We start from the raw sequence: 21,168 nt of genomic DNA, 5'->3' as shown, positions 1-21,168 counted from the left end.
CGGACACGATTGAGGTAATGGAATGCTGATAGCACACATTTCGGACACACATGTACGGCCCAGAGGGCAACTCTATCAAGGCGTGGTGGACTCCAATGCCATGCTGGCCGCCGCCGTCGACACGATAAACGCCCTCGACCCAGCACCCGATCTGATTTTGTTCAGCGGTGATCTGGTGGACGAGGGGCGGCCCGAAGAGTACGCGATGGCTCGGGAGTTGCTGCAACCGCTACGGCAAAAACTGCTGATGATACCGGGCAACCATGATCATCGGCAGAACCTGCGCGACGCCTTTGCCGAGCACGATTACTTCATCAATGATCAGGATTGCAGCTTCGTCTACTCGGGTTCTGCGCCGGTGCGCATTATCGGTCTGGATATCAGCGTCCCCGAGCAGCATCACGGCGATATGACCGACACGGCGATACGGTGGCTGGACAGCACACTGGCGCTGGAGCCGGACAAGCCGACGCTGATCATGATGCACCAGCCGCCGTTTTCAAGCGGCATTCCCTACATCGATGCGTATCGCTGTGAAAGGGGCGAGCGGCTGGCGGAGGTCGTCAGCAGATACCCGGCCATCGAGCGCATCGTCTGCGGGCATATTCATCGCTTCATGCAGCTGCGCTTCGGCGGCACGCTGATGTGTACGGCACCGAGCACGACGACGGCCATCGCCTTGCGACTGCACCCCGAGGCTGCCGACGCCTCCTATGTCGAACCGCCTGCATTGCTGCTGCACCACTGGAAAGCCGACACGGGCCTGATCACCCATTGGGTGCCGATAGGCCGCTTCGAAGGACCTTTTGACTTCGCCTGAACGGGGATGACCCTGACAGCGCAGGCTGTCAGGTCGCCTGCTCCTTGGCCAGATTGACCAGGATGATGCCCGCGATGATCAGGCTGATACCGCCAATGGCCATCAAAGTGGGCACCTGCTGATAACGAAACGCTGCAATGACGGTGATCAGGGTAATGCCCAGGCCTGACCACATGGACGTGATCAGTGACATGGGCAAGTCCCGTTGTGCATACCCCAGACACACAATCCCAAGGCCATAGCCTGCTATCGAGGCAATGACCGGAACCCAGCGGGTGAAGCCATTGCTTTCTTTGAGCGCAATGGTCGCTACTGTTTCAGCGACGATACCTGCAAGCAGGAACAAATAAGCTTTTATGACCATGGTGGCAGATCGCTTTTCAGGCATTCAGGAAGGGAGAGAGATGATGCGGTCGGCGTAAAACCCGTTGAACGGGGTGCGCAAGGACACCGAGTAAGCGCCGGTCGATTGAAACTCCAGCCAGTCGCCTTCCCTGATATCGCTGGCGAGCGTGTAGGGGAAGGCCAGGCGATCCATGCTGTCGCAGGTGGGGCCAAAGATATTGAAGGTGGCTTCCGCCGAGCCGGCGTAAGGCGCAGCGTCTCGCCACACACGTGCGGGAAATTGCAGCCATTGCTGGGCGGAGAGCAGACCGCCAAAAATACCGGCGCCGCAGAAAACACTGTGTTCGCGTCTCGACAGCACCCGTGCAAACAGCGACATGCCGCCGTAGACCAGGCCACGACCCGCTTCGCAGATCAGGTTCAGATCCTTCAATGTCGGGCTGGTCTGAATGTGCTCGCAGACCCTGCCAACCAGGTCCGGCGTATTACCCATGGAGTTCAGGTAATTGCCCGGAAACCCGCCACCGATATCCAGGTGCCTGACATGCTGGGCGGTGTCGCGCACGATGGCGTCGGCGTCATCGAGAGCTGCCAGCCACGGGCCGTCTTCAATGGCTTGTGAACCGACATGGAAGGACAGCCCGAGTGACCAGTCAGTGCTGGCCGCCACTTGATGCACCAGTTGCGTCGCCAACGCCGGATTCGCCCCGAATTTGCCTCTGAGATCGTAAACCGCCGTCGACTCGGAGGGCGCGTAGCGCACGAACATGCTGATCGTGCTGTCGCGCTCGGGCAGTACGTCCCGCAACTTCGAGAGTTCCTCCTCACTGTCGAGGACAAATGAACGTACGCCATGTCGATAGTAGGCCTCGTGCAGGCAGTGGCGGGATTTCACTGGATTCATCAGGTATTGAACTGCGTTGGGCAGCGTGTTGTGCACCGTCTGCACCTCGGCAAGCGACGCCACGTCAAAATGATTGATACCGCCCTGGCTCAAGGCTTCAAGCACGTGCACGAGTGGATTGGCCTTCATTGCATACAGCACGGTACCTGGAAAACCGCCGCTGAATTGCTGCGCATTCTGGGTGATCCAGCGCGGGTCAACGGTATAGAAGGTGTCGTTGGTGTCATCGGCTAATTGTGCAAAAAGTGTGTCCACGTTGAACGCCTCTGGTTTCGAAGTGCGGGCAAGTTTCGAGCAAGCTTCGTGCCACGGCTTTGTCGAGTGGCTGAACAACTTAACGAGAACACTTTAATAAACATGTATACAAGACGGCCCACCAAAACAGGGCGATTTTAAAGTGTTCGAATCGGCGTGGTGCAGTTAAGTGCAGGCGCTGAAATAATAAACACAGGTAGCACTTTGCTATTTCCAAAATTGGCTTATAAATAATTTTATACATATATTAAAGTGGTCATATTCAATGCCTGATCGTAAAAAATTCAATGAAATTAAAGGCTTGGCTTTCGACAGGTAACACTCCGGATCCGCGTTGGCGGTTATCTGACGCCTTGCCAGTAGACGATGATCAATAACGGTGGCACGCCACTTGCTGTGTACTCCATCGTGAAGTAATGGTGCTTGTTCCATTGCGTCAGCGCTCGCGTTAACGACGACAACGTAATTCATGGTCATGGATCAGGCAGGGGGCTGCTCGGCACGCCGAATAGCAGCCCCAATGAAGTCACCGTTATCGAGTGGAAGGTATACATGGACTTTCGTGCTTTTTATTCAGGCAACGCCCGGCAGTTTCTGGCCACGCGCCAACTCGCTTTTGCCGAACTTGAAGAGGTTGTAAAACGCCAGTATGGCGATGCACAACTGGCCTTGATCAGTAGTTCTCCAGTACATGGCATCGCTAACGCGGCCAGTGATATAGATCTGATATGCGTAACCGATGGTCGGCAGTCCGATCAGTCGATGGCCTCGCAGATCTACCACAATGAACACCATATGGAAGTGGTGGCATTTGCCCGCGAAGAAGTTGACAACGCGTTCTCCCGACTGGCAACGGACGCACACCAAACCACCGCCCAGAAACTCGTTGCGTTCAAACAGTGGGACAAGCAGCAGGCGGTATCGCGAAAGTACCTGGAGCGTCTGGTCTGCGCGGTGTCGACCGATCAGTCGCTGCCTTATCTGGACAGTCAGAAGGACCTGAGCTCGATCTGGTCCGCAGCAGCGTTCGATGACTTTCGCCAAAGTGCCTGCTTCTCGGTGCTGGCTTGGCGCAGTGGCGAATACCGCGCGGCCGCCGCCTATGCCTGCAACGCCGCACTGTTTCTGATGAACGCGACGCTGGCCAGCCACGGTTGGGTCAACTCCAATCGCAAGTGGACGCTGTTGCGCTGGGACCGCGCGCTCAACAGGTACGGCATGCTGGCGGACGACGGCCTTGCCCGCGCCATCGGGCAGCTGTGGCAGCGCGCCTATCCGGCCTGCGGCAATGGGTTGCAGGGCGCAGACCTCATGCACTTGTGTGAATTGACTCAACTCGCCGAGCAGACGTTCGCCTGCGAGGCCGCCTACGCCGAGCTGCTGCCGGGTATCGAGCGCTCCGCCGCCAGCAGGTTTCTGCCGGGGGTCGACTTCGTGCTCACCGACAACCAGCAGGCGACCCTGTTGACGCATCTGGATGTGCCGGAATTGCGCAGCACCCGCCCGATCGACCTGGCCGAGCAATCCCGGGAAGAGGCTGCGTATTTCCTGCGCGCCGCACGGGCCGGGCTGGTCAGTTTCTCACTCAAGGATCAACACCCTATGCAGGGAGCACACGCATGATTGCCAGCACACAAGCAGCCGTTCGCCAGTGGTTTCCCCGGCTCGCTGGCGGCTATGTATACCCGGCGGGCCTCTACACGAAAAAGCTGATATCAGTGGCCTGGTTGCTCATGACCGAGCTTGAGGCGTATCTGGAAGACCTCGAAGGCGCCGCGGACGAGCCGCTGGTGGTGGATGCATTGAGAATCAAGCTGGCTGAACTGATGGTCGACATCGACTGCCGTCTTGCAGGGGCCGACACCCCGAACGAGCTGCACCAGTTCGCGTTGTTCAGCGAGTACGGCCTGACCGACGTGATTGCCCACACAGGCCCGGTCGCCGTCGAATGGCTCGGCGTTGCCGCTGACAGCGCTGCAGGTCACGACCATGAAGCAGAGCGGCTGATCGAACTGTTCAAGGAACTGCTGGAAGCCTTTCCCGGAAAATTGTTCAACCCCTTGCTGCCGGGCACTCAGGGTCAGGTGTTGCGAACCCTGCGCGACTGGGACCGCTCCTGCCGCCTGGCAGGTGGTGATGCTGCCTTTCTGGCACCTTTGATGAGGTCTCTATGAACAGTCATGTCATGAGTGCGCCGGCGAGCGTGCCTGCGCGCAAATCCTCATTCGTCGAACGCTACGGTGCGGTGTTTGGCCGTGAGCAAGGCCTTATGTTGCGCATGGCCGGGCTGACCGCAGCCGAACACTCGGCCGAGGGGTCGTGGATAACCGATGACACCGGCCGCCGCTGGCTGGACTTCGGTTCCTTCGGGCTGCACCTGCTGGGCCACCGGCACCCTCAGGTCGTGGCTGCGCTGACGCGACAAGTGACATCACTGGGCCTTTCCAGCCGGATCCTGGCCAACGAATCCAGCCTGAGCGCCGCCGAGCGGCTTGTGACGTGTGTCGGCCGTCCGGGCAACGGCGTGCTTTACGGCAACAGCGGTTCGGAGGTCATCGAAGCAGCCCTCAAGCTGGTGCGCATGCAGACCGGCCGGCGGCGAGTCATCGCCTTGACCCACGCCTACCATGGCCGGACCAGTGGTGCGCTTGCGGTCAGTTATGGCTATCGCGGGCACGCCGCGCTGATGCACGCCGAAGATGTCGTGTTCATTGCTGCCGGTGATCTCGCCGCTGCACGCCAGGCACTGGCAGAGGGCGATATTGCCGCAGTGATCGCCGAGCCGGTTCAGGGCGAGGGCGGAATCAGGCCGGTCGACCTGGATTTTCTGGGCGAACTTGCAGGTCTGTGTCGCGAACATGGCGCGTTCATGATTCATGACGAGATTCAATCCGGCCTGGGGCGCAGCGGATCGTTGATCTGCGGCGCGCCCGCCGACATCGTCGTGTTCGGCAAAACCCTGGGCGGTGGTGTGTTTCCGGTGGCCGCCGCCATTTACGACAGCAGCCGCTTCGGTGCACCGGCGCGTGATCCGGTCGTGCATGCCTCGTCCTACGCTGGCAGCGCGCTGGCGGGAGCCGTGGTCAACGCTGTGCTCGACGTGGTCAGCGATCCCGCATTCTGTCAGCGCGTCAACCAGCTGGGGCAGGTGGCCATGAGCATCCTGCGTGAGCGTTTACAGGACTGTCCTGCCGTGGCTGAAGTGCGTGGCAGCGGCCTGATGATCGGGGTGGAATTCACCTCCAGCAACTATGTGGCGCAGACCCTGATCGAAGCCGCGCAGCGCAATGTGCTGCTGGCGTTCTGCCTGAGCGCAACCTCCGTGCTGCGGGTGTATCCCGACGCGACCATCTCCCGAGACCACCTCGAACAAGGCATCAACAGTTTCTGTGATGCCGTCGATGCGGCTTATCGCTCCATTCAATGACGGAGAATTCCTATGCCTGATGTATCAACCAGTGTTCTTCTCGGTGACTTCGAGCCTGGCGAGGTCTGGCCGATTCTCTCGGACTTCGCTCGCTATCCCGACTTCATGAGTGATGTGCTGGAGGTGATCGTTCACCCCCGGCAGAGTGAATACGTTTCCAGTACGTGGCGCGTATTGATCAATGGCAGCGAGCTGACCTGGACCGAGCAGGACTGGCTGGTGACGGAAGAGCGCATCGAGTTCAAGCAGACCGATGGCGACCTTGAAGTCTGGTACGGCGAGTGGCTGCTGATCCAGCGCGAAGACGGCTTGCACGTGGACCTGAACGTCACCTTCGACCTGGGCATCCCGTCACTGGCCGAAGTACTGCACCCGATCGGTGAACGGGCGATTCGCGCCAACAACATCCAGATGCTGGACGGGATACGCAATCAACTGCTCGCTCGCCGTCATCAGCGGGTTGCGGCAGGGGGCTGCTGATATGCGCTCGACACTGATCATCACCGGGGCCAGTGGTGCGCTGGGCTCCTGGTTCGTGCGCGACTGGCTCAGTCAGCATCCGGCCTCGCATGTGATTGCCTTGTGCCGTTCCGCGCAGGCGGCCAGTCGCTGTCTGCAGGATTTGCCTGCGCACAGCCGCTCGCGGCTCGAATGCCGGATCGCCGATCTGACAGACGCCGACTCCCTGAATGCGCTGGCCGCCACGCTGCCCACCATCGAGTGCGCCACGGCAGTCCATCTGGCTGCCGATGTGGCCTGGGACAAGAGCTTCGAAGAGATGCACGAGTTGAATGTCGAAGGTGCGCAACTGTTCTGCGGCTTTGTCCAGAAGCTGGTGCGCAAGCCGCATTTCATTTACGTGTCCACAGCGTTCACCCGTTGTGAAGGCTGGACCTATCGCAATGGCTATGAGGAAAGCAAGGCAGCGGCAGAGCGTGGTTTGCGTGAGACTTTCGGCACGCAGATGCCGATTTCCGTGTTCAGTTGCAGCCTGGTCATCGGCGCGACCAGCGATGGTGCAATCAGTCGTTTTCACGGCCTGTACCCGCTGATTCGCTTCATCAATGCCTTTGCGCCGCCTTTTCTGGTCGGCAATCGCCAGGGGTTGTTCGATCTGGTGCCTATCGATTGGGTGGTGGACGAATTGATCCATCTGGTCAGTCATTGCGTGGCCGGTGGCGAAGCACGTGAGGTCGTCGCCTCGGCGGGGGATGCACGCCTGCCTTATGAGCAGGTGATCCGCATCATCGAGTCGCGCGTCGATCATGCGCGGCAGCAAGCGGGTATTGCGCCCTTGACCCCGGCACCGATCCTGCGCAGCCGGCAATGGGCATTCCTCAAGCGCTCGCTGGTCGCATGGCGGCCCGAAGGTATTTCGACCCGGGATTTCCGCTATTTCGAGCGCCTGTTGCAAATCTATGGCGTGTACGCCGAAAGCGATCTGGTCAGGCCACCGTTGAACGTCCGGAACCCGGCACCCGGCGCGGAAGTGTTTTTACCCAAAGCGGTGGATTACTGGCTGGCTCATGCGCCCGAGGCACGGATCAGCCTGGACAAGCTTGTCGCGAAATCGGCGGCAATGCACGGCTAGCAGGCCCTTTCAACGATTGAACGGGAGATGGAACATGGCAGACACAATCGAACTCGACACCATGGACAGTGGCGCTTACGACCGACGCTCCGAGCGTGCCACGTTGGCACGCGACAACCTGTCACTGACCTCGGATCTCAAGCAACTCAGCCACTGGCGGCAGGCATTGCAGATAGGCGTGCAGTGGGCAGTGATCGTCGCTGCAGTCACGCTGGCTGAAGTCAGCGACTCGACGCTGGTGTGTCTGATCGCGGTAGTTGTCATTGCGACGCGACAGCACGCGTTGCTGGTACTCATGCACGATGCGGCGCATTTGCTGATCAGCCGTGACAAGCGGCGCAACGATCTGATCTCCAACGTATTCCTGACGTTTCCCCTGACGTTGAGCACGTCACGCTACCGGGCTCACCACATTGCCCACCACAAGCACCTCAACACGCCCGACGATCCGGACTACGCCGATGCCTTCGCACCCGCCAGTTCCGGACTGTTCTGGCAGGCTCTGCTGCGCGACATCAGTGGGCTGTCGACCCTGCAATCGCTACGCACGATGGACAGCTTCAGCGTGATCGGACTGTTCACTCACCGCGTGCCGTCGACCCGCATCGAGCGCTATCAGGCAATGGCCTTTTATGCCTGTGCCGCGCTGCTCATCACGGCTTTGCAGGCCTGGCCGGCCGTGCTGCTGTACTGGCTGGCGCCACTGGTGTTCTTTCTGCCGCCGATTCTGCGCATTCGCAGCCTGTCGGAGCACGCAGGGCTTTCGACCCAGAGTGTGAAGCGCGACGCACGCAGTGTCAGTCCAGGCTGGCTGGAACGAGGGCTGTTTGCGCCGTGCAATATCAATCGGCACTGGGAGCATCACCTTTTTCAACAGATACCCAGCTATCACCTGGGCACCTTGTCCCGGCGTCTTGCCCGGAGCCTGCCTGGTTCAGCTGCGGCCTGCAGCACCCAGGGCTACCTCTTGGGGGAACGCAGCATGCGCGCCGAATTGTATGGTGCCAACGGCCGAGCGCGTGCCGTGGCCTCTCTGGATCAGGAGGCTTGAACCCATGATGCTCACAGGTTCTGAAATAGTGAAGATGCGCGAGGTCGGCAGTGTCGTCATCGAGCCCTTCGACCCTGCACATGTCGAGGTCAACTCATACGGCTGTCACCTGGCGGATCTGCTTCTGGAGTACCGCAGCGACCGCATCGATCCTCACGGTGAACTGGAGGTGGTCGAGCACCATATTCCGCCCGAAGGCTTCGTGTTGTACCCCAACCGTTTTTACCTGGGGGCGACTGCCGAGCAGATCGGCGGTATCGATTTCGCCAGCGAGCTTTACGCCAATGTGTCCACGGCGTCCTGTGGCGTTTTCATCCAGACCAGTGCGCCGCTCGGTCATACCGGTGCGGCCATCAGCTGGACGCTGGAAATCGTTGTGACTCAACCGGTGCGGGTCTATGCCGGCACCAAAGTGGCCAAGGTCTGCTTCTGGGCGAACTTCGGCATGACCACCTGCTACGCGGGACGCTACTTGGGCTCCAAGAGCACCGTGCCCTCGAAAATCATTCTGGATTGACCATGATATTGACCGGTAGTGAAATCGAAAATCGCGTGCGTTCGGGTGAAATCGTCATCAGTCCGTTTTCCCATGAGAACGTCAACCCCAACAGCTACAACTTCCGCTTGCATGACCAGATGAAGGTCTACGAAGACGATGTGATCGATGTGCGCGCCGAGGCGTCGACGCGAACCATCGAGATTGGTCCGGAAGGCTATGAGCTGCAGCCCATGAAGCTGTATCTGGCCTCGACCATCGAAACCATGGGCAGCACCCATTTCGTACCTACCTATGCGGCTCGGTCCTCGATCGCCAGGCTGGGCATGTTCATCAACCTCTCGGCGCCATTGGGCGACATCGGTTTCGTCGGGCGCTGGACCTTGCAGCTGTATGCGCTCAACCGCATACGGGTTTACCCCGGCATGAACATCGGTCAAATGATGTTCTGGAACGTCAAGGGCGATATCGAGCTGTATTCCGGAAAGTACCAGGGCGCGACCGAGGCTTTCGCGTCCCGCATCTTCATGGATTTCGAAAAGACGCCGCGTCCACAGCCGCTGGTGCCCAACCTTGCGCCATTTCCCGTTGTAGCAGCCCAGGAAGAGGTCGATGCCTCGCCCGATGCGCTGGCCGGCAGGCACGGGCGAATGGCCACCGAGATTCCACTGATAGCAGGAGGCCGTCGTGTCCAGTAAATACTTGACCTTGAAACATCTGGCCGGTGATCTGCCGGTGCCCGCGCTGAGCGCTCTGCATGATGCCGATTACCGCGTGTTATGGCAGGACTTTGCAAACCGCAAACAGGCCATTGAGGACACGCTGAAAACCGTGCGCATCACCGCCGGTGCCTTTCTTGACGAGCACATGGACAGAATCGCCCGGTTCGCCGAGTTCGAGTGGAGTGACGCTGCCGACGGCCATCTTCAGGCATTGCTCGGGCAGGCAGGCTTTGACGCCGACAGCGAACTTGCCGTGCGTTCTTCGGCGAATATCGAGGATGGCAATCAGCACAGTTTTGCCGGAATCTTCAGCACGCATCTGTCGGTCAAGGGATTGCCGGCGCTCAAGGCTACGATTCTGGATGTCTGGCGCTCCGGGGTTTCCCGTCAGGCCATTCTGGAACGCCTGCGGGCGTCGATGCTGGAAACACCGGTGGAGATGACGGTGATCATGCAGCGCATGGTCAAGGCTCGCTTCGCCGGCGTCGCGTTCAGCCACGATCCGCTGACCGGTGAGGCCGTGACGCTGATCGAAACGGTTGCCTCGCTGGGTGAAGCGATGGTGTCCGGTGTAGAGAGGGGCATGTCGGCGCGGATCGGTGACCAGCAATTGCTGGACTGTGACCCAGCGCTGGAACCGCACACCGCATTGCTGCTGGAGGTGGCCGCCCTGGCCTCCAGGGCTTCTGCGGCGCTGGGCATGCCTGCCGACATCGAATGGGCGGTGGATGAGGAGCAAGTCTGGCTGCTTCAGGCAAGACCCGTCACCAGTCTGCGCGAGGCGCGCAGCCTGGAGCCGGTGCTGGAGTGGGCTGAGCTCTACCTTGCCAGTGACGAAGCTCTGACGGAATTCCGTCCATTGCCTGCCTTTGCGCAGTATTTTCGAAGCAAGCGCCGCCCGCTGGCCTTGTTCGCGCAAACCCACGACGTCTCGGCTGGCCAGGCATTGCTGATTAAGGCCAATCGCCAGGGGCTGCTCGAACCGACAATGAGCCAGGCACTGCTGGACAGGCTCAAGACCGATCAAGTGGTACTGGATTTCTCCGATCAGGTGCGCCAGCAGATTCTCGAGCGTGGCGCACTGCGTGAGCGGCTGCTTGAACTCAGCGATGAGCGGGTGGTGTGTTTCGTGCTGCGCGAGTTTCTGCAGGGTGAAACCGGGCTTATCACCCAGGCGTGTGATGACGGCTCGACGACCTGTGAGTGGTCATCGGAAGGTTTGCTGGCGATCAATCGCGGCATTGCCGGCACTCAACGCGCGCGCCTGGCGACGAACGACCCGAGTGGGCCCTCCGATGCGCAGCAGCTGCACAGCATCACCCATGCGGCGGGCGCACTGCTGGGCTCGGTGCAACTGGAATGGGTAAGGGCAGGGCAACAGTTGCACCTGATTGATTTTTCGCCGTTGTCGACGTTCGTGCAGGTGCAGGACGCAACGGAAATCCGCCTGATTTCGCCAGGTTATGCCGACGGGCCGGTGGTGCTGGTCACGGCGGGTCGACAGCTGGAAGAACTGAGTATCTCGGCCACCGTTTCAATCAATTCGATCCCTTCGTCCAGCTCGCTGGGTGCCGAACTGGAAGAGCTTGAGCGGCAACTGCGTGTTCACGACGGGCAGGCGATTGTGGTCTCGCCGCGCCCTTATGCGGCCCTGGCGGCATTGCTGCCTTTCGCGCGCGGTTTTGTCTTCGAACAGGCGTCCATGCTTTGCCATCTTTCGATTCTGTTGCGTGAACACGGCATTCCCGCCGTGGAGTCCGAGGCGCTGTATCAGCAGGGGCTTGCCGGGCAACGGATCACTTTCAGCCACAGCCCGAAGGCGCTGCCTCACGCGGTCAACGAAGTACGGGAGCTACAATGACTACGGATATTTCACTGCTGTTTTTCGATCCGCACACCCTCAACGGCAGCCTCGATTCTGCGCTGGTTGCCATTGTCGACACAGAGGCTGCGCGAGCCCGTCACTCGGACAACGGTCTGTTCATCCCCAGCGGTACGTTGCATGCGCAGTGGCTTTCCAATGCCCATCACACCCATGTGCCGATGCCCATGAAGGACTTCGATTTTCAGGTCTTCAATGCCGGGCAACGCAAGCGCACCCAGGACAGTCGTTCGCGCATGCATATGCTGGATCCGACGCTCAATCGTCGACCCTCCGATCAGGCCTTGATGGCCACCCTGGCGGTGATGCATCACCCCGATAAATGCAGCGTTTATCACTATGTCCATGAGGGCGAAGCCGGGGCCTTGTTCCTGCACTTGATGGATGTCGAACCGGTCGAACGTGCTTCCTGGAGGGCCTGGCAGCGTTTGGCCAGATCCGCTGCTGCGCGTGTGGCCGTTTCGCAACCGATGCTTAGCGATGACTGCTGGTACGTGCGCTGGCGTCCGGAAATGGAGCTGGAGCGCAAATTCACCTCGTTTCAGATACCTGACATGTGGCAATTGTCCACCGCGATGCACAAGGCGTTCGGAGAAGGCGCTTTCAAGGACCTGGTGCTGGAAATCGACCGTGACTTTCAAACCTACGACTATGAATCGCATATCTTCGAAGTGACTGGCGACCCTCTGGAAACCGGTTATATCTCGTTCATTCCCCAGGCCGACGGGCTGATGGCGGTCAAGCGCAAATGGTTTCTCGAGAACGCGGAATTGCGCCGCGAGGACTTCAACACCGATCAGCCGGTGGCGTTTGCCGACATCGAAACTCACGCCCGCTCGATGACCTCGGCCAACCTGCGTCGGCTCAAGCCGTTCAGGCGCACCCGGATCGACATCAATTTCGAATCGCTGAGGACCGGTAATGGTTTCGGGGCGTACTTCGATGTCTGTCGCATGGTCGACGGGAGTGCGGAGTTCGCCCAGGTCGAAGTCGAATATTGCCGTAGCAGGACCCTGCACACGCTGCGCGAGGTGGAGGAAGACTTTGAAACCGTCTCCCACGTGATGCGCGACTTTCTGGCGGAGCGGCACCCGCCGTTTCAGCAGGATCTCTATTCGAAACTCGACTTTGCCCGTGAGGCGAGTCGGCTCTGAATTCACTTTGCCGGGGAGATGACCATGTCGCAATCCACGACCACGCAGACGGCTATTGTGTTTGGTAGCTGGAAAATCCGTCATCAGGAGCCGTTCGGCAGCGATGACCACAGGTTGTATGCCATTGCTGCGGACACGGCGTTGCTGGGTGAACTGACCGCCGTCGCTGACCTGCGAGGCCGCCACCGGGTACTGGCACGCTGGGATGCCGACGGGGCGATGCTCCTTGAGGATTCGCACGGCGCGCTGGGCGACGAAAGCTGCCACAACCTGTCCGGTACCGCCATCCCGCTGGCGATCATCCGCTTGCAGGCGGACCGGGTGCATATCAGCCATTTGCTCAATCGCATTGATGTGCATCGTTCGCTGTTCGTACAGCCGCCCCTCGAAATCGAGCAGCCTGCCGTCCCGCAAAACCTGTTGATCGCGCTGCGCAATGCGTTCGAGCGCAACCATCTGGCGATCAACAATTGGGAATGTCGCTACGCCACCAGCGAACAGACCTACGTCGAGTCCTTCGAGCTGGCACCTGATTGCCATGCGCGAATGCTCGGCGAGGCCTGGTTCGACGCCAGTTTCAGCCCGGTAATGGCGCCGTTCACCAGTCAGTGCGGTGACGAATTTCAGGTCTGGGACCACCAGGTCACCGCCGCCAGGGCGGAAGACGGTGGTTATGTATGGGTCGAGCACTGCAGCCGCAAACGCAAGCTGGCGGTCAATGAACCCATCGTGCAGCTGTTTCGCAGTGCGCCGGGCAGCCTGTCCGGCACCGTAAGGCACCTGTCGCTGGGCTCCCCGACGCTGGAGGCCATGGCCATGAACATTGACAGCACGTTGCAGGCGCTTGGCGAGTACCGACGTTACGCGTTCAGTGCCCCGTGCGAATCCGTGGACAGCGGCAACCTCTTCGCGATCACCTTCGAGACCTGCATGCCGCTCGATTCGCAGGCGGGGAGTACGACGCGTGGTGAGGTGCGTTTTCTCAAGTGCCGGGACGCGATAGACCCTCAGTCGATCAATGCCGATCTGCGCAGGCTGATGGAGCATCTGCAGGCATTTCTGAGCGAACGTCGCCAGGAGTGCTGGCCCCTGACTGACCGTTTTGCCTTCCTGCATTCGCCATCACCCTTCATCACCCGCCCGGAGAGCCTGCACTCATGAGCCGTTATCTTTGCAATGGACGCTATCGATTTGAACTGGACGATCAGACCTCGGGCTCGGCACTGGCCCAGCGGCTGCGGGTGTTCCTTGCGCCTTACTTTGCCGAAGTGGACGACGACGGCCAGACAGCCGTCGACCTGAGGCTGCGGCTGCACGACAGCGCGGCATTCAACCCGGAGTGGATGGGCCTCTGCGTGACGCCCGACATCATCCGCGAAACCTACGCTCCCGGCTTTACCCTGCGCGTGTTGCGTGGCCATGACCCGGAGACAGGGATGGACTACGCCTGGGATGCCGATACGCGGGTCGGTTACCGGATTGACCGGGCGCGTCACGCGGTTGATTTTCATGGCGACGAAAATGCATTCATCCACCTGATCGAGCTGGTGCGTTATTACGGGCTGCTGGTCGAACAGGCCAAAGGCAGTGTGATCATGCATGCCTCGGCGGTGGTCGGGCCGGACGGCGGGATTGTTGCCATCGGCGGTGCAAAGGGGGCAGGCAAGACCACCACCATGCTCGACCTGGTGCTGTCCGATGAGTACCTGTACTTTTCCGGGGACAAGCTGCTGCTGGACAGCGTCGACGGTCGGATTCGCGCCCGCGGCTGGCCGGATTATCCGCATGTCGGTGTCGGCACATTACGTACACATCCAGAACTGGCAAAGCGACTCGATCTGGCAGCGGTGGCCGATGATCTGTCGATCGCGCATACCGAAAAACGCCTGTGCAAGCCCGAAGCCATGCGCGCCGCACTCAAGGCCAGCCCGGAGGGCTGTGGATGGCTGGAGACCGTCATCCTGCCCAACGTGTCGGCGCGGGGCAAATTGCGGGTCGATGCAATGGGCCGCGATGCGATTCTGGACCAGATCCACTCACCCACACTGTTCGAGTGGCCGCATCGTTTCGTTACCTCGACCTGGCACGGCTTGCTGGATGCCGGTTCGCTGACCGACAGCGTGCCGCCGCAAATTGTCCGTGGGCTGCTCGGTGCGCAGTGGCAAAGCCGCGTGGGCGTGGCGCGCGAGCTGATCAGCGCCTGATAAGGAGATCCTATGAACCACGCTAACCAATTGCGTCTGGCGCTGGTGGCCCCCAGCGGTTCCGGGAAGAGTACAACCGCCGGGTTGCTGCGTGAGTATTTTGAAACAGCCGGGCTGTCGGTCGAGGTCATCAAGCTCGCTCAGCCCCTGTATGAGTTGCAAGGCATGTTTTATGAGCAGGCCGGGGTGCAAGTGGCGAGCGGCAGCCAGAATCAGCGTTTGCTGGAGTGCATCGCACGCGAGCTGAGGGATCTGGACAGCCAGTCGCTGGTCACCAACTTCGCCCGACGATTGGCCCGATCCTGCGCGCAAGTGGTCATCAATGATGACCTGCGCGACGACACCGTTGACTGGCCGTACCTTCAGGCGCAAGGCTTTCAGGTGATCAAGGTGCTTGCCGATTCATCCGTGAGACAAACGCGTCTTGGACAACGAGGCGACATCAGCGTGGTGGAAAACAGCGCACTGGATCTGCAGATGCGCCGGATCGAAGCGGATTATGTACTGCCCAACAGTGGTTCTCTCGAGCAGTTGAAGCAGCGTGTTGCTGTGGTGGCCCGCTGGGCGTTGGACGACTCTCAACGCCGGATCGCTTCATGAAGGGCGCTGATCCGCTGGTCTGGCTGTTGATCGACGGGTTGTCGTGGGAGCTGGTCAAGCGTTACCGGGCAGGACAGCCTGGACGGCCCTCGGCGCAGTGGCCGTGTTACCCCTTGCTGCCACTTTCACCCAATTGCCAGACGCCGCCATCACTGTTATCGATCTTCAGCGGCGCACCGGTCAGCGAGCACGGCTTGACGGGCTATCTCGTCCCTGCGCCAACGCCGCAGGACTGCCTGGCGGTGGCGGATGCCTTTGAGGTCTGGCCGCGCCACATCGATATGGTCTGGGATGAATGGGCGCGCCAGGGCATCACTTTTCGCCTGTGTGCCGTGCCCTTTGTCCAGCCCGACAGGCTGGGTGACGCATTGCTTGGGCAAAGCTGTGTCTATCAGGGTTTTTCGCTGCGCCCTGAGGTCATTGAAAACGGTGGCTGGCTGCGTATCGAGGCCCTGAATGTGCTTGCCAGGGTCAGTCTGCAACAGGACGGCGCTGTGCTCGACTGGCCAGAAGACCATGGCCGTGCTGCGTGCCGGTTGCCGCTGGGCAGCACGGTGCACGTGCCGTTGTCGGGGCAGGCCCCGGGCAATGTGTGCAAGGCGATTGCACTGCGTGCGGTGCACATCGAAAACCGTGTTTGTGTGATCAGCTTCGGTTACCGTGAGGTCCAGGCGCTTGATCTGCAGGGCGACGCCGGCAAGGCTTACGTGGCCAATGACCTGACGGTGCTGTATCGCACCGGACAGTTGGGCAAGCGGCTGGATGAGGGCGGGCAGGGCGCTGCGGAATGGCTGCTGCTGGAACTGATGCGCGAGATGCATGAAAGCTTTTGCGACGACATTGTCGGCGCAGTCAGGGCCGGTGATGCACAGCGTGTCATCGGTTATTACCCGGTGGTGGATCTGCTGTCACATCATTTGCTCAAGTACCTCGCGCCAGACTGGGCCAGCGAATTGATGCAGGCGGTCGGACAACGCCTGTTCGACGAGATAGCGGGGTGGGTCGATGAGCTGATCCTGCGCTGCGTCGATGCCGCCGGTGGCGAGGTACGCTGCGTCGCTCACTCGGATCACGGCATGGCACCTGTCCATCACGATCTTTACCCCAACAGTTTTTTCGAGCAGCAGGGCTGGCTGGTCTATGACGCATCAGGCGTGCCGGATATGCACAAAAGCGCGGCGCTCTTTCATCCGGCCGACAACGGTCTGGTGCTGTTCAACACGGCGCGACTGGCGCTGTCCGGACACGACCCTGGCTCAGTGACCGAGGCCTGGCGCAAAAGCCTCGCACAGCCGTTTCGAGATGAGTGGACGATGTTCGAGTGCGCCGGCGGGCAGGTCTTTGCCGAAGGCTGGACGGGCGGCTGCTACTGGCAGGCTCCGCGAGGCACGCGACTGCTGGCCGCCCGTTCAGAACACGCCGTTCGCGTCAGCCGAAAAGGTGGCGACCACACGGTATGTGCCACTGACCCGTGGTTGCGTGGCGTATTGCTGGACGCCAGCAGCACGCCCTTGCCACGTCCTGCCGACGCTGAAGTGACATTGCCCGCGATTCGCCATTGGCTGACAGCCACATTCTGACACCTGACTCGATAATTTCAGTCACAGGGAGCTTATCCATGCGTTTCGACAGCCTGCTTTTCGATATTGACGGCACACTCCTGCTCAAGGGGCAGCCTCTGCCGGGCGCAGCCGATGCATTGAGCTTCGCGCGTTCCCAGGGTTTGAGGCTGCAATTGCTGACCAACACCACGGCGAAGATGCCCGAGGAGCTGGCAGAGGAGCTTTGTCGCGCCGGAATCGAGGTCGTCCCCGACGAAATCCAGACCGCCACCACGGCCTGTCTGGGCTATTTGCAGCAACATCCGCACCTCAAGTGCCATCTGCTGGTACCCGATTCGATACGGCCGGCGTTCAGTGGCATCGCTACAGACGATACGACCCCGGACGTAGTGGTCATCAGCGATATCGGCGAAGCCTTTGACTACGCCACGCTGAATCGCTGTTTCCGTATGTTGCGAGGCGGTGCTCGCCTCATTGCGCTGCAAAAAAACCTGTTCTGGTTCGATCGTGACGGGGAGCGTCTCGATTGCGGCGCCTTCATCGTCGGGCTCGAGGCCGCAGCACAGGTACAGGCCCTGGTCATGGGCAAGCCGTCGCCGACGTTTTTCGAGGCTGCCTTGCGCAAACTCGACACTAGCGCCAGCCGCACTCTGGTAGTGGGCGACGACGTTCTGACTGACTGCGCAGGGGCGAAAGCGGTCGGTGCCAGCAGCCTGCTGGTGCGTACCGGAAAATATGACCCGAGGCTGTTCGAGGCCCATCGGCAAAACGTGGATGCGGTGATTGAAGGGATTGCAGATTTTCCACGCTGGTGGATGTCCGGCAGTGCCGCAGGTCATCTGCGCCAAGGTTAAGTAACTGGATTACAAGGACGAATCATCAATGCAGACAGCATGCGCCAAAAAGTTGAAAGAACGCCCGGAAACGCTATCCGAGCGGATTTACGCCCGGATCAAAGAAGACATTTCCGAGTTTCGTTTATTACCCGGCGAACGATTTACTGAAGGTGAAATAGCCGAGCGTGTTCAGGCCAGTCGTACACCGGTCAGGCAGGCATTGTTCCGGCTGGAGCAGGAAGGGTACGTGGAGGTTTATTACCGAAGCGGCTGGCAGGTGCGGCCCTTCGACCCTCATCACTTCGAGGAGCTGTATGACGTTCGGGTGGTGCTCGAGCTGGCGGCGCTCGCCAGGCTGGGTTTGATGGACCTGAGCGTCGAGCCGCTGATCGACGAACTCATACGCACCTGGCTGGTGCCGAAAAACGAGCGATTGAGAGACACCGATATCCTCGCCGGGCTGGGCGAACGCTTCCATTGCGCGTTGGTCGAGGCGGTGGGCAACCGGGAAATGGCCAGGCTGCATTACGAAGTCACCGAAAAGACCCGGACCATCCGGCGTCTCGAATTCAGCGCCTCCAGAATCGATGCAACGTACGAAGAGCATGGCAGTATTTTAAAGGCCCTCCTGCAACGTCGGCCGCGACAGGCTCAGCAATTGCTGGAAGCGCATGTAGAGCTCAATAAGGAGGAAGCGCGCAGAGCCACCCAGCATGTCTTGCGCCGCGCGCGTCATTACGCCGAGAAGAACGGCGAGCCCGCCAGATTGCGTGCGCAAGTGCAGTGAGCGGTTGCTACGGAGCTGCGCGTTTTGGTCGTTTGATCCATCACCGGTAAAGCAATGCTTCCAGTAACAGAGCAAACGCGGGCGATGCCTGGCGTCTGCTCGGGTAGTAGAGGTGGAAGCCGGCAAAGGTCGGTGACCAGTCTTCCAGCACCTGAATCAGACGTCCGGCTTCGATATGTTCGGCAACCAGATCGTGCGGAATGTAACTCAGCCCGAAGCCGTCGAGCGCCGCGTCCAGAAGCGGATAGACACCATTGAACGTGACTTGGCCTGTGACGCGGACGTTCAGGGTTTCGCTGTCTTTGGCGAACTCCCAGGCATACAGGCCGCCATTGGTAGGCAGGCGCAGATTGTTGCAGCGGTGCGCGGTCAGGTCTCTGGGCGTCTCGGGTTTCGTGCGGCCTTCGAAGTAGGCTGGAGAACCGACCACCGACAGACGCATGTCCGGGCCTATGCGGGTGGCGATCATTCCGTCCGCCACGGCTTCACCCAGACGCACGCCCGCATCGAACCCTTCGGCGGCGATGTCGACAAAGCTGTAGTCGCAACATACCTCGACACTGATGTCCGGGTATTTGTGCAAGAAGGTCTTGAGTACTGGCCGGATGATGAGGTCAAGCGAGTGATCCATCGCATTGATGCGGATCTTGCCGGCAGGGGTGTCGCGCAGGTCGCTCAGTCCTGCCAGCTCGATTTCGATTTCATCGAAATGCGGGCCGACTTTCTGGATCAGGCGTTCGCCAGCCTCTGTGGGCGATACGCTGCGCGTGGTGCGTGTCAGCAGGCGCAGGCCAAGGCGCGCTTCCAGGCTGCGAACGGTGTGACTCAGTGCTGATTGTGAAACACCCAGTCTGGCAGCTGCCTTGGTAAAGCTTCGCTCTTTGGCGACTGCGAGGAAGGCAAGCAGATCAGCGGCGTTTTCCCGAAGCATTGATGAGCCCTGTCGATAAGTATTTTCGAATTGTAGCCGATAGTCGCAATAGTTCTCGGCGGGTAGATTGGAGTGACTTCCAATAACGCTCAAGGATTCCCATGATTGTCATCAATTCCAGCGGCTCACAGCCTTCCGCCAGCGGCCCGACCGATTATTTCACCGGTACCGTGCGCATCGACGCGCCATTCAAGGGCTCGGAAGACGCGAGAATAAGCGGAGCCACGGTGACGTTCGAACCGGGCGCACGCACTGCCTGGCATACCCATCCCCTGGGCCAGACGCTGATTGTCACGTCAGGCGCCGGCCTGGTGCAGGAAAAAGGCCAGCCGGTTCGCACCATCAAGCCCGGCGATACCGTGTGGATTGCGCCCAACGTCAAGCATTGGCATGGCGCAACCGCAACGACGGCCATGACCCACATCGCTATTGCCGAGGTGCTGGACGGCGAGGTGGTTGACTGGATGGAACCGGTCTCGGATGGCGACTACCACGCGGCTAATAACAGCGAGTAACTTGCCCCAGCGCACTGCCTCGGCCATGACGCGTAACGCGTTGCCGCGCTTGGACAACTGATAAGCGTGCAGGGGATCGGTGATATGCGTTTCGTGCAGCATGGGCAGCGCAAGTAGTGCATCCACCGATGTGGTGGCCAGCGCCTTGGCCGCCGCATCGGCGTTGTCCTGACGCAGGTCGGCGAGCAATACGTGCCTGCCCGCGCTGACACGGCGGGCGATGGCTTGCCCTATGGAGCCTGCACCGATGACTACGATGTTTTTTTTCGGGTTTTGCATGACCAGTTCCTCGGTGAAACTCGAGCGAATCCGCATCTGCAGATCAGCTTCGTGATGTCCGGATCACCTTATAGGCCTGTCATTTTTTCAACAATGGAGCATTATCGGGATAGACTCATGAATCATATTCATGAACTTCGGCTTTTGCTCATCTCAGCCTCGGCTGCACCGAATCCGCCAGTTGCGTCAGTATCAGGCAGCACGACACCGCGCCTGCATCCAGTACGCCGAGCGACCGTTCGCCGAGGCGACTCGCCCGGCCTATCTTCGCCACCAGATCACGGGTGGAGTCGCGCCCTTGTGATGCGGCGCTTTTCATCGCATCGAGCGCTGCGCTGAACGATTCACCCCGGGCGTGGGCCTGCTCGAAGGCTTCGACGGCCGGAATCAAGGTATCCATCAAGCATTTGTCGCCGACCCCGGCTTCGGTGATGTCCTGCAGTGAGGTGAGGCCGCCGCGCAGCAGGCTGGCGAAGGCCGCGGCGTCGATCTGTTCGCAGCCGCGCACCTGATCGGCCATGCCGATGAACAGACTGCCGTACAGCGGGCCCATGGAGCCGCCGATGCCTTCCATCAGGCTCAGGGTCAGTTCGTCCAGCGCTTCGGCGAGGCTCAGTTGGCGGCCTTCGATGGTACGACCGCAGTGGGCGAAGCCCTTGGCCATGTTGATGCCATGGTCGCCGTCACCGATCGCGCCATCCACTTCGCTGAGGTATTCGCGGTTGGCGACGATCACGCTCACCAGGTCGGCAACGATAGGAGTGCCCTGTTGTGCAGGGAGATGCGTAGAGAATTGCTCGCTCATGG

Annotated in this window: 22 protein-coding genes and 1 pseudogene; 18 read left to right on the top strand and 5 right to left on the bottom strand. The window is 60.2% G+C overall.

What is annotated here, in order from left to right:
• The first annotated feature begins 22 nt into the window (after window positions 1-22).
• Window positions 23-820 carry a phosphodiesterase gene (locus KBY02_RS07145; RefSeq protein WP_024641596.1) on the top strand — a complete coding sequence of 266 codons (798 nt, stop codon included), beginning with the start codon at window positions 23-25 and terminating at the stop codon, window positions 818-820.
• A gap of 28 nt (window positions 821-848) precedes the next feature.
• On the opposite strand, the gene KBY02_RS07140 is transcribed toward KBY02_RS07145, so the two are convergent.
• Both KBY02_RS07140 and KBY02_RS07135 read right to left on the bottom strand, forming a co-directional pair.
• Window positions 849-1,184, bottom strand: coding sequence for a DMT family transporter (locus KBY02_RS07140; RefSeq protein WP_024641595.1), 336 nt, complete (start codon window positions 1,182-1,184; stop codon window positions 849-851).
• A gap of 24 nt (window positions 1,185-1,208) precedes the next feature.
• The gene (locus tag KBY02_RS07135) at window positions 1,209-2,324 is read right to left on the bottom strand and encodes a type III PLP-dependent enzyme (RefSeq protein WP_162885186.1); all 1,116 of its coding nucleotides are present in this window, start codon (window positions 2,322-2,324) and stop codon (window positions 1,209-1,211) included.
• A gap of 552 nt (window positions 2,325-2,876) precedes the next feature.
• On the opposite strand from KBY02_RS07135, the gene KBY02_RS07130 reads away from it, so the two are divergent.
• Genes KBY02_RS07130 through KBY02_RS07055 form a run of 16 tightly spaced genes read left to right on the top strand, consistent with a single transcriptional unit; the run spans window position 2,877 to window position 18,636 of the window.
• On the top strand, window positions 2,877-3,947 hold the full coding sequence (locus KBY02_RS07130; RefSeq protein WP_024641593.1) for a DUF6001 family protein: 1,071 nt from the start codon (window positions 2,877-2,879) through the stop codon (window positions 3,945-3,947).
• Window positions 3,944-4,498: a DUF6031 family protein gene (locus KBY02_RS07125; RefSeq protein WP_011267769.1), complete on the top strand. Its 555-nt coding sequence runs from the start codon at window positions 3,944-3,946 to the stop codon at window positions 4,496-4,498. The genes KBY02_RS07130 and KBY02_RS07125 overlap by 4 nt, the downstream gene beginning before the upstream one ends.
• Window positions 4,495-5,751 (top strand): aspartate aminotransferase family protein, encoded by a 1,257-nt coding sequence (locus KBY02_RS07120; RefSeq protein ID WP_225650086.1) that lies wholly within the window; start codon window positions 4,495-4,497, stop codon window positions 5,749-5,751. The genes KBY02_RS07125 and KBY02_RS07120 overlap by 4 nt, the downstream gene beginning before the upstream one ends.
• Before the next feature lie 12 nt (window positions 5,752-5,763).
• Window positions 5,764-6,231 carry a type II toxin-antitoxin system RatA family toxin gene (locus KBY02_RS07115; RefSeq protein WP_058398614.1) on the top strand — a complete coding sequence of 156 codons (468 nt, stop codon included), beginning with the start codon at window positions 5,764-5,766 and terminating at the stop codon, window positions 6,229-6,231.
• Window position 6,232: 1 nt separating this feature from the next.
• Window positions 6,233-7,342 (top strand): SDR family oxidoreductase, encoded by a 1,110-nt coding sequence (locus KBY02_RS07110; protein ID WP_058398615.1) that lies wholly within the window; start codon window positions 6,233-6,235, stop codon window positions 7,340-7,342.
• Between the two features lie 34 nt (window positions 7,343-7,376).
• On the top strand, window positions 7,377-8,393 hold the full coding sequence (locus tag KBY02_RS07105) for a fatty acid desaturase family protein (protein WP_225650085.1): 1,017 nt from the start codon (window positions 7,377-7,379) through the stop codon (window positions 8,391-8,393).
• A 4-nt stretch (window positions 8,394-8,397) separates the two neighbouring features.
• Complete coding sequence (locus KBY02_RS07100) at window positions 8,398-8,910, top strand: dCTP deaminase domain-containing protein (protein WP_003410416.1); 513 nt, start codon at window positions 8,398-8,400, stop codon at window positions 8,908-8,910.
• A 2-nt stretch (window positions 8,911-8,912) separates the two neighbouring features.
• A complete protein-coding gene (gene dcd, locus KBY02_RS07095; RefSeq protein ID WP_225650083.1) occupies window positions 8,913-9,587 on the top strand; it encodes a dCTP deaminase in 675 nt (224 codons plus the stop codon).
• Window positions 9,577-11,472 (top strand): PEP/pyruvate-binding domain-containing protein, encoded by a 1,896-nt coding sequence (locus tag KBY02_RS07090; RefSeq protein ID WP_225650081.1) that lies wholly within the window; start codon window positions 9,577-9,579, stop codon window positions 11,470-11,472. The genes dcd and KBY02_RS07090 overlap by 11 nt, the downstream gene beginning before the upstream one ends.
• Window positions 11,469-12,647 (top strand): hypothetical protein, encoded by a 1,179-nt coding sequence (locus tag KBY02_RS07085; RefSeq protein ID WP_003402639.1) that lies wholly within the window; start codon window positions 11,469-11,471, stop codon window positions 12,645-12,647. Before KBY02_RS07090 ends, KBY02_RS07085 begins: the two co-directional genes overlap by 4 nt.
• 24 nt (window positions 12,648-12,671) lie before the next feature.
• Entirely contained in the window at window positions 12,672-13,808 is a 1,137-nt protein-coding gene (locus tag KBY02_RS07080; protein WP_225650079.1) for a hypothetical protein, read from the top strand.
• Window positions 13,805-14,851, top strand: coding sequence for a hypothetical protein (locus KBY02_RS07075; RefSeq protein ID WP_011267776.1), 1,047 nt, complete (start codon window positions 13,805-13,807; stop codon window positions 14,849-14,851). The genes KBY02_RS07080 and KBY02_RS07075 overlap by 4 nt, the downstream gene beginning before the upstream one ends.
• Before the next feature lie 12 nt (window positions 14,852-14,863).
• Entirely contained in the window at window positions 14,864-15,451 is a 588-nt protein-coding gene (locus KBY02_RS07070) for a hypothetical protein (RefSeq protein ID WP_003402633.1), read from the top strand.
• The gene (locus tag KBY02_RS07065; protein WP_225650077.1) at window positions 15,448-17,031 is read left to right on the top strand and encodes a hypothetical protein; all 1,584 of its coding nucleotides are present in this window, start codon (window positions 15,448-15,450) and stop codon (window positions 17,029-17,031) included. The genes KBY02_RS07070 and KBY02_RS07065 overlap by 4 nt, the downstream gene beginning before the upstream one ends.
• A 38-nt stretch (window positions 17,032-17,069) precedes the next feature.
• Window positions 17,070-17,867 (top strand): TIGR01458 family HAD-type hydrolase, encoded by a 798-nt coding sequence (locus KBY02_RS07060; protein WP_058398620.1) that lies wholly within the window; start codon window positions 17,070-17,072, stop codon window positions 17,865-17,867.
• 28 nt (window positions 17,868-17,895) lie between these two features.
• Entirely contained in the window at window positions 17,896-18,636 is a 741-nt protein-coding gene (locus tag KBY02_RS07055; RefSeq protein ID WP_011267779.1) for a GntR family transcriptional regulator, read from the top strand.
• Between the two features lie 40 nt (window positions 18,637-18,676).
• On the opposite strand, the gene KBY02_RS07050 is transcribed toward KBY02_RS07055, so the two are convergent.
• On the bottom strand, window positions 18,677-19,567 hold the full coding sequence (locus tag KBY02_RS07050; protein WP_024641581.1) for a LysR family transcriptional regulator: 891 nt from the start codon (window positions 19,565-19,567) through the stop codon (window positions 18,677-18,679).
• A 101-nt stretch (window positions 19,568-19,668) separates the two neighbouring features.
• Between KBY02_RS07050 and KBY02_RS07045 the strand changes: the two genes are divergently transcribed.
• On the top strand, window positions 19,669-20,082 hold the full coding sequence (locus tag KBY02_RS07045; RefSeq protein ID WP_003402624.1) for a cupin domain-containing protein: 414 nt from the start codon (window positions 19,669-19,671) through the stop codon (window positions 20,080-20,082).
• On the opposite strand, the pseudogene KBY02_RS07040 reads toward KBY02_RS07045, so the two are convergent.
• Together KBY02_RS07040 and dhaL are read right to left on the bottom strand one after the other, a co-directional pair.
• Window positions 20,059-20,361: pseudogene (locus tag KBY02_RS07040) on the bottom strand (3-hydroxyacyl-CoA dehydrogenase NAD-binding domain-containing protein); the annotation flags it as partial. The gene KBY02_RS07045 and the pseudogene KBY02_RS07040 sit on opposite strands and share 24 nt — an antisense overlap.
• A 148-nt stretch (window positions 20,362-20,509) precedes the next feature.
• Window positions 20,510-21,166: a dihydroxyacetone kinase subunit DhaL gene (gene dhaL, locus KBY02_RS07035; protein ID WP_024641580.1), complete on the bottom strand. Its 657-nt coding sequence runs from the start codon at window positions 21,164-21,166 to the stop codon at window positions 20,510-20,512.
• Window positions 21,167-21,168 lie beyond the last annotated feature (2 nt).

It is taken from the genome of Pseudomonas sp. P129, from assembly GCF_020312195.1.
Lineage (GTDB): Bacteria > Pseudomonadota > Gammaproteobacteria > Pseudomonadales > Pseudomonadaceae > Aquipseudomonas > Aquipseudomonas fragariae.
Note: the sequence above shows the minus strand (reverse complement) of the source record. Positions and strands in the feature narration are given on the sequence as shown.

What these genes read in the sequence shown, in the direction of transcription:
- dcd (WP_225650083.1), top strand. Translation starts at nt 8,913, where the DNA reads ATGATATTGACCGGTAGTGAAATCGAAAATCGCGTGCGTTCGGGTGAA.
- KBY02_RS07140 (WP_024641595.1), bottom strand. Translation starts at nt 1,184, where the DNA reads ATGGTCATAAAAGCTTATTTGTTCCTGCTTGCAGGTATCGTCGCTGAA.
- KBY02_RS07085 (WP_003402639.1), top strand. Translation starts at nt 11,469, where the DNA reads ATGACTACGGATATTTCACTGCTGTTTTTCGATCCGCACACCCTCAAC.
- KBY02_RS07130 (WP_024641593.1), top strand. Translation starts at nt 2,877, where the DNA reads ATGGACTTTCGTGCTTTTTATTCAGGCAACGCCCGGCAGTTTCTGGCC.
- KBY02_RS07045 (WP_003402624.1), top strand. Translation starts at nt 19,669, where the DNA reads ATGATTGTCATCAATTCCAGCGGCTCACAGCCTTCCGCCAGCGGCCCG.
- KBY02_RS07075 (WP_011267776.1), top strand. Translation starts at nt 13,805, where the DNA reads ATGAGCCGTTATCTTTGCAATGGACGCTATCGATTTGAACTGGACGAT.
- KBY02_RS07055 (WP_011267779.1), top strand. Translation starts at nt 17,896, where the DNA reads ATGCAGACAGCATGCGCCAAAAAGTTGAAAGAACGCCCGGAAACGCTA.
- KBY02_RS07105 (WP_225650085.1), top strand. Translation starts at nt 7,377, where the DNA reads ATGGCAGACACAATCGAACTCGACACCATGGACAGTGGCGCTTACGAC.
- KBY02_RS07065 (WP_225650077.1), top strand. Translation starts at nt 15,448, where the DNA reads ATGAAGGGCGCTGATCCGCTGGTCTGGCTGTTGATCGACGGGTTGTCG.
- KBY02_RS07050 (WP_024641581.1), bottom strand. Translation starts at nt 19,567, where the DNA reads ATGCTTCGGGAAAACGCCGCTGATCTGCTTGCCTTCCTCGCAGTCGCC.
- KBY02_RS07125 (WP_011267769.1), top strand. Translation starts at nt 3,944, where the DNA reads ATGATTGCCAGCACACAAGCAGCCGTTCGCCAGTGGTTTCCCCGGCTC.
- KBY02_RS07100 (WP_003410416.1), top strand. Translation starts at nt 8,398, where the DNA reads ATGATGCTCACAGGTTCTGAAATAGTGAAGATGCGCGAGGTCGGCAGT.
- KBY02_RS07145 (WP_024641596.1), top strand. Translation starts at nt 23, where the DNA reads ATGCTGATAGCACACATTTCGGACACACATGTACGGCCCAGAGGGCAA.
- KBY02_RS07120 (WP_225650086.1), top strand. Translation starts at nt 4,495, where the DNA reads ATGAACAGTCATGTCATGAGTGCGCCGGCGAGCGTGCCTGCGCGCAAA.
- KBY02_RS07080 (WP_225650079.1), top strand. Translation starts at nt 12,672, where the DNA reads ATGTCGCAATCCACGACCACGCAGACGGCTATTGTGTTTGGTAGCTGG.
- KBY02_RS07060 (WP_058398620.1), top strand. Translation starts at nt 17,070, where the DNA reads ATGCGTTTCGACAGCCTGCTTTTCGATATTGACGGCACACTCCTGCTC.
- KBY02_RS07110 (WP_058398615.1), top strand. Translation starts at nt 6,233, where the DNA reads ATGCGCTCGACACTGATCATCACCGGGGCCAGTGGTGCGCTGGGCTCC.
- KBY02_RS07115 (WP_058398614.1), top strand. Translation starts at nt 5,764, where the DNA reads ATGCCTGATGTATCAACCAGTGTTCTTCTCGGTGACTTCGAGCCTGGC.
- KBY02_RS07070 (WP_003402633.1), top strand. Translation starts at nt 14,864, where the DNA reads ATGAACCACGCTAACCAATTGCGTCTGGCGCTGGTGGCCCCCAGCGGT.
- dhaL (WP_024641580.1), bottom strand. Translation starts at nt 21,166, where the DNA reads ATGAGCGAGCAATTCTCTACGCATCTCCCTGCACAACAGGGCACTCCT.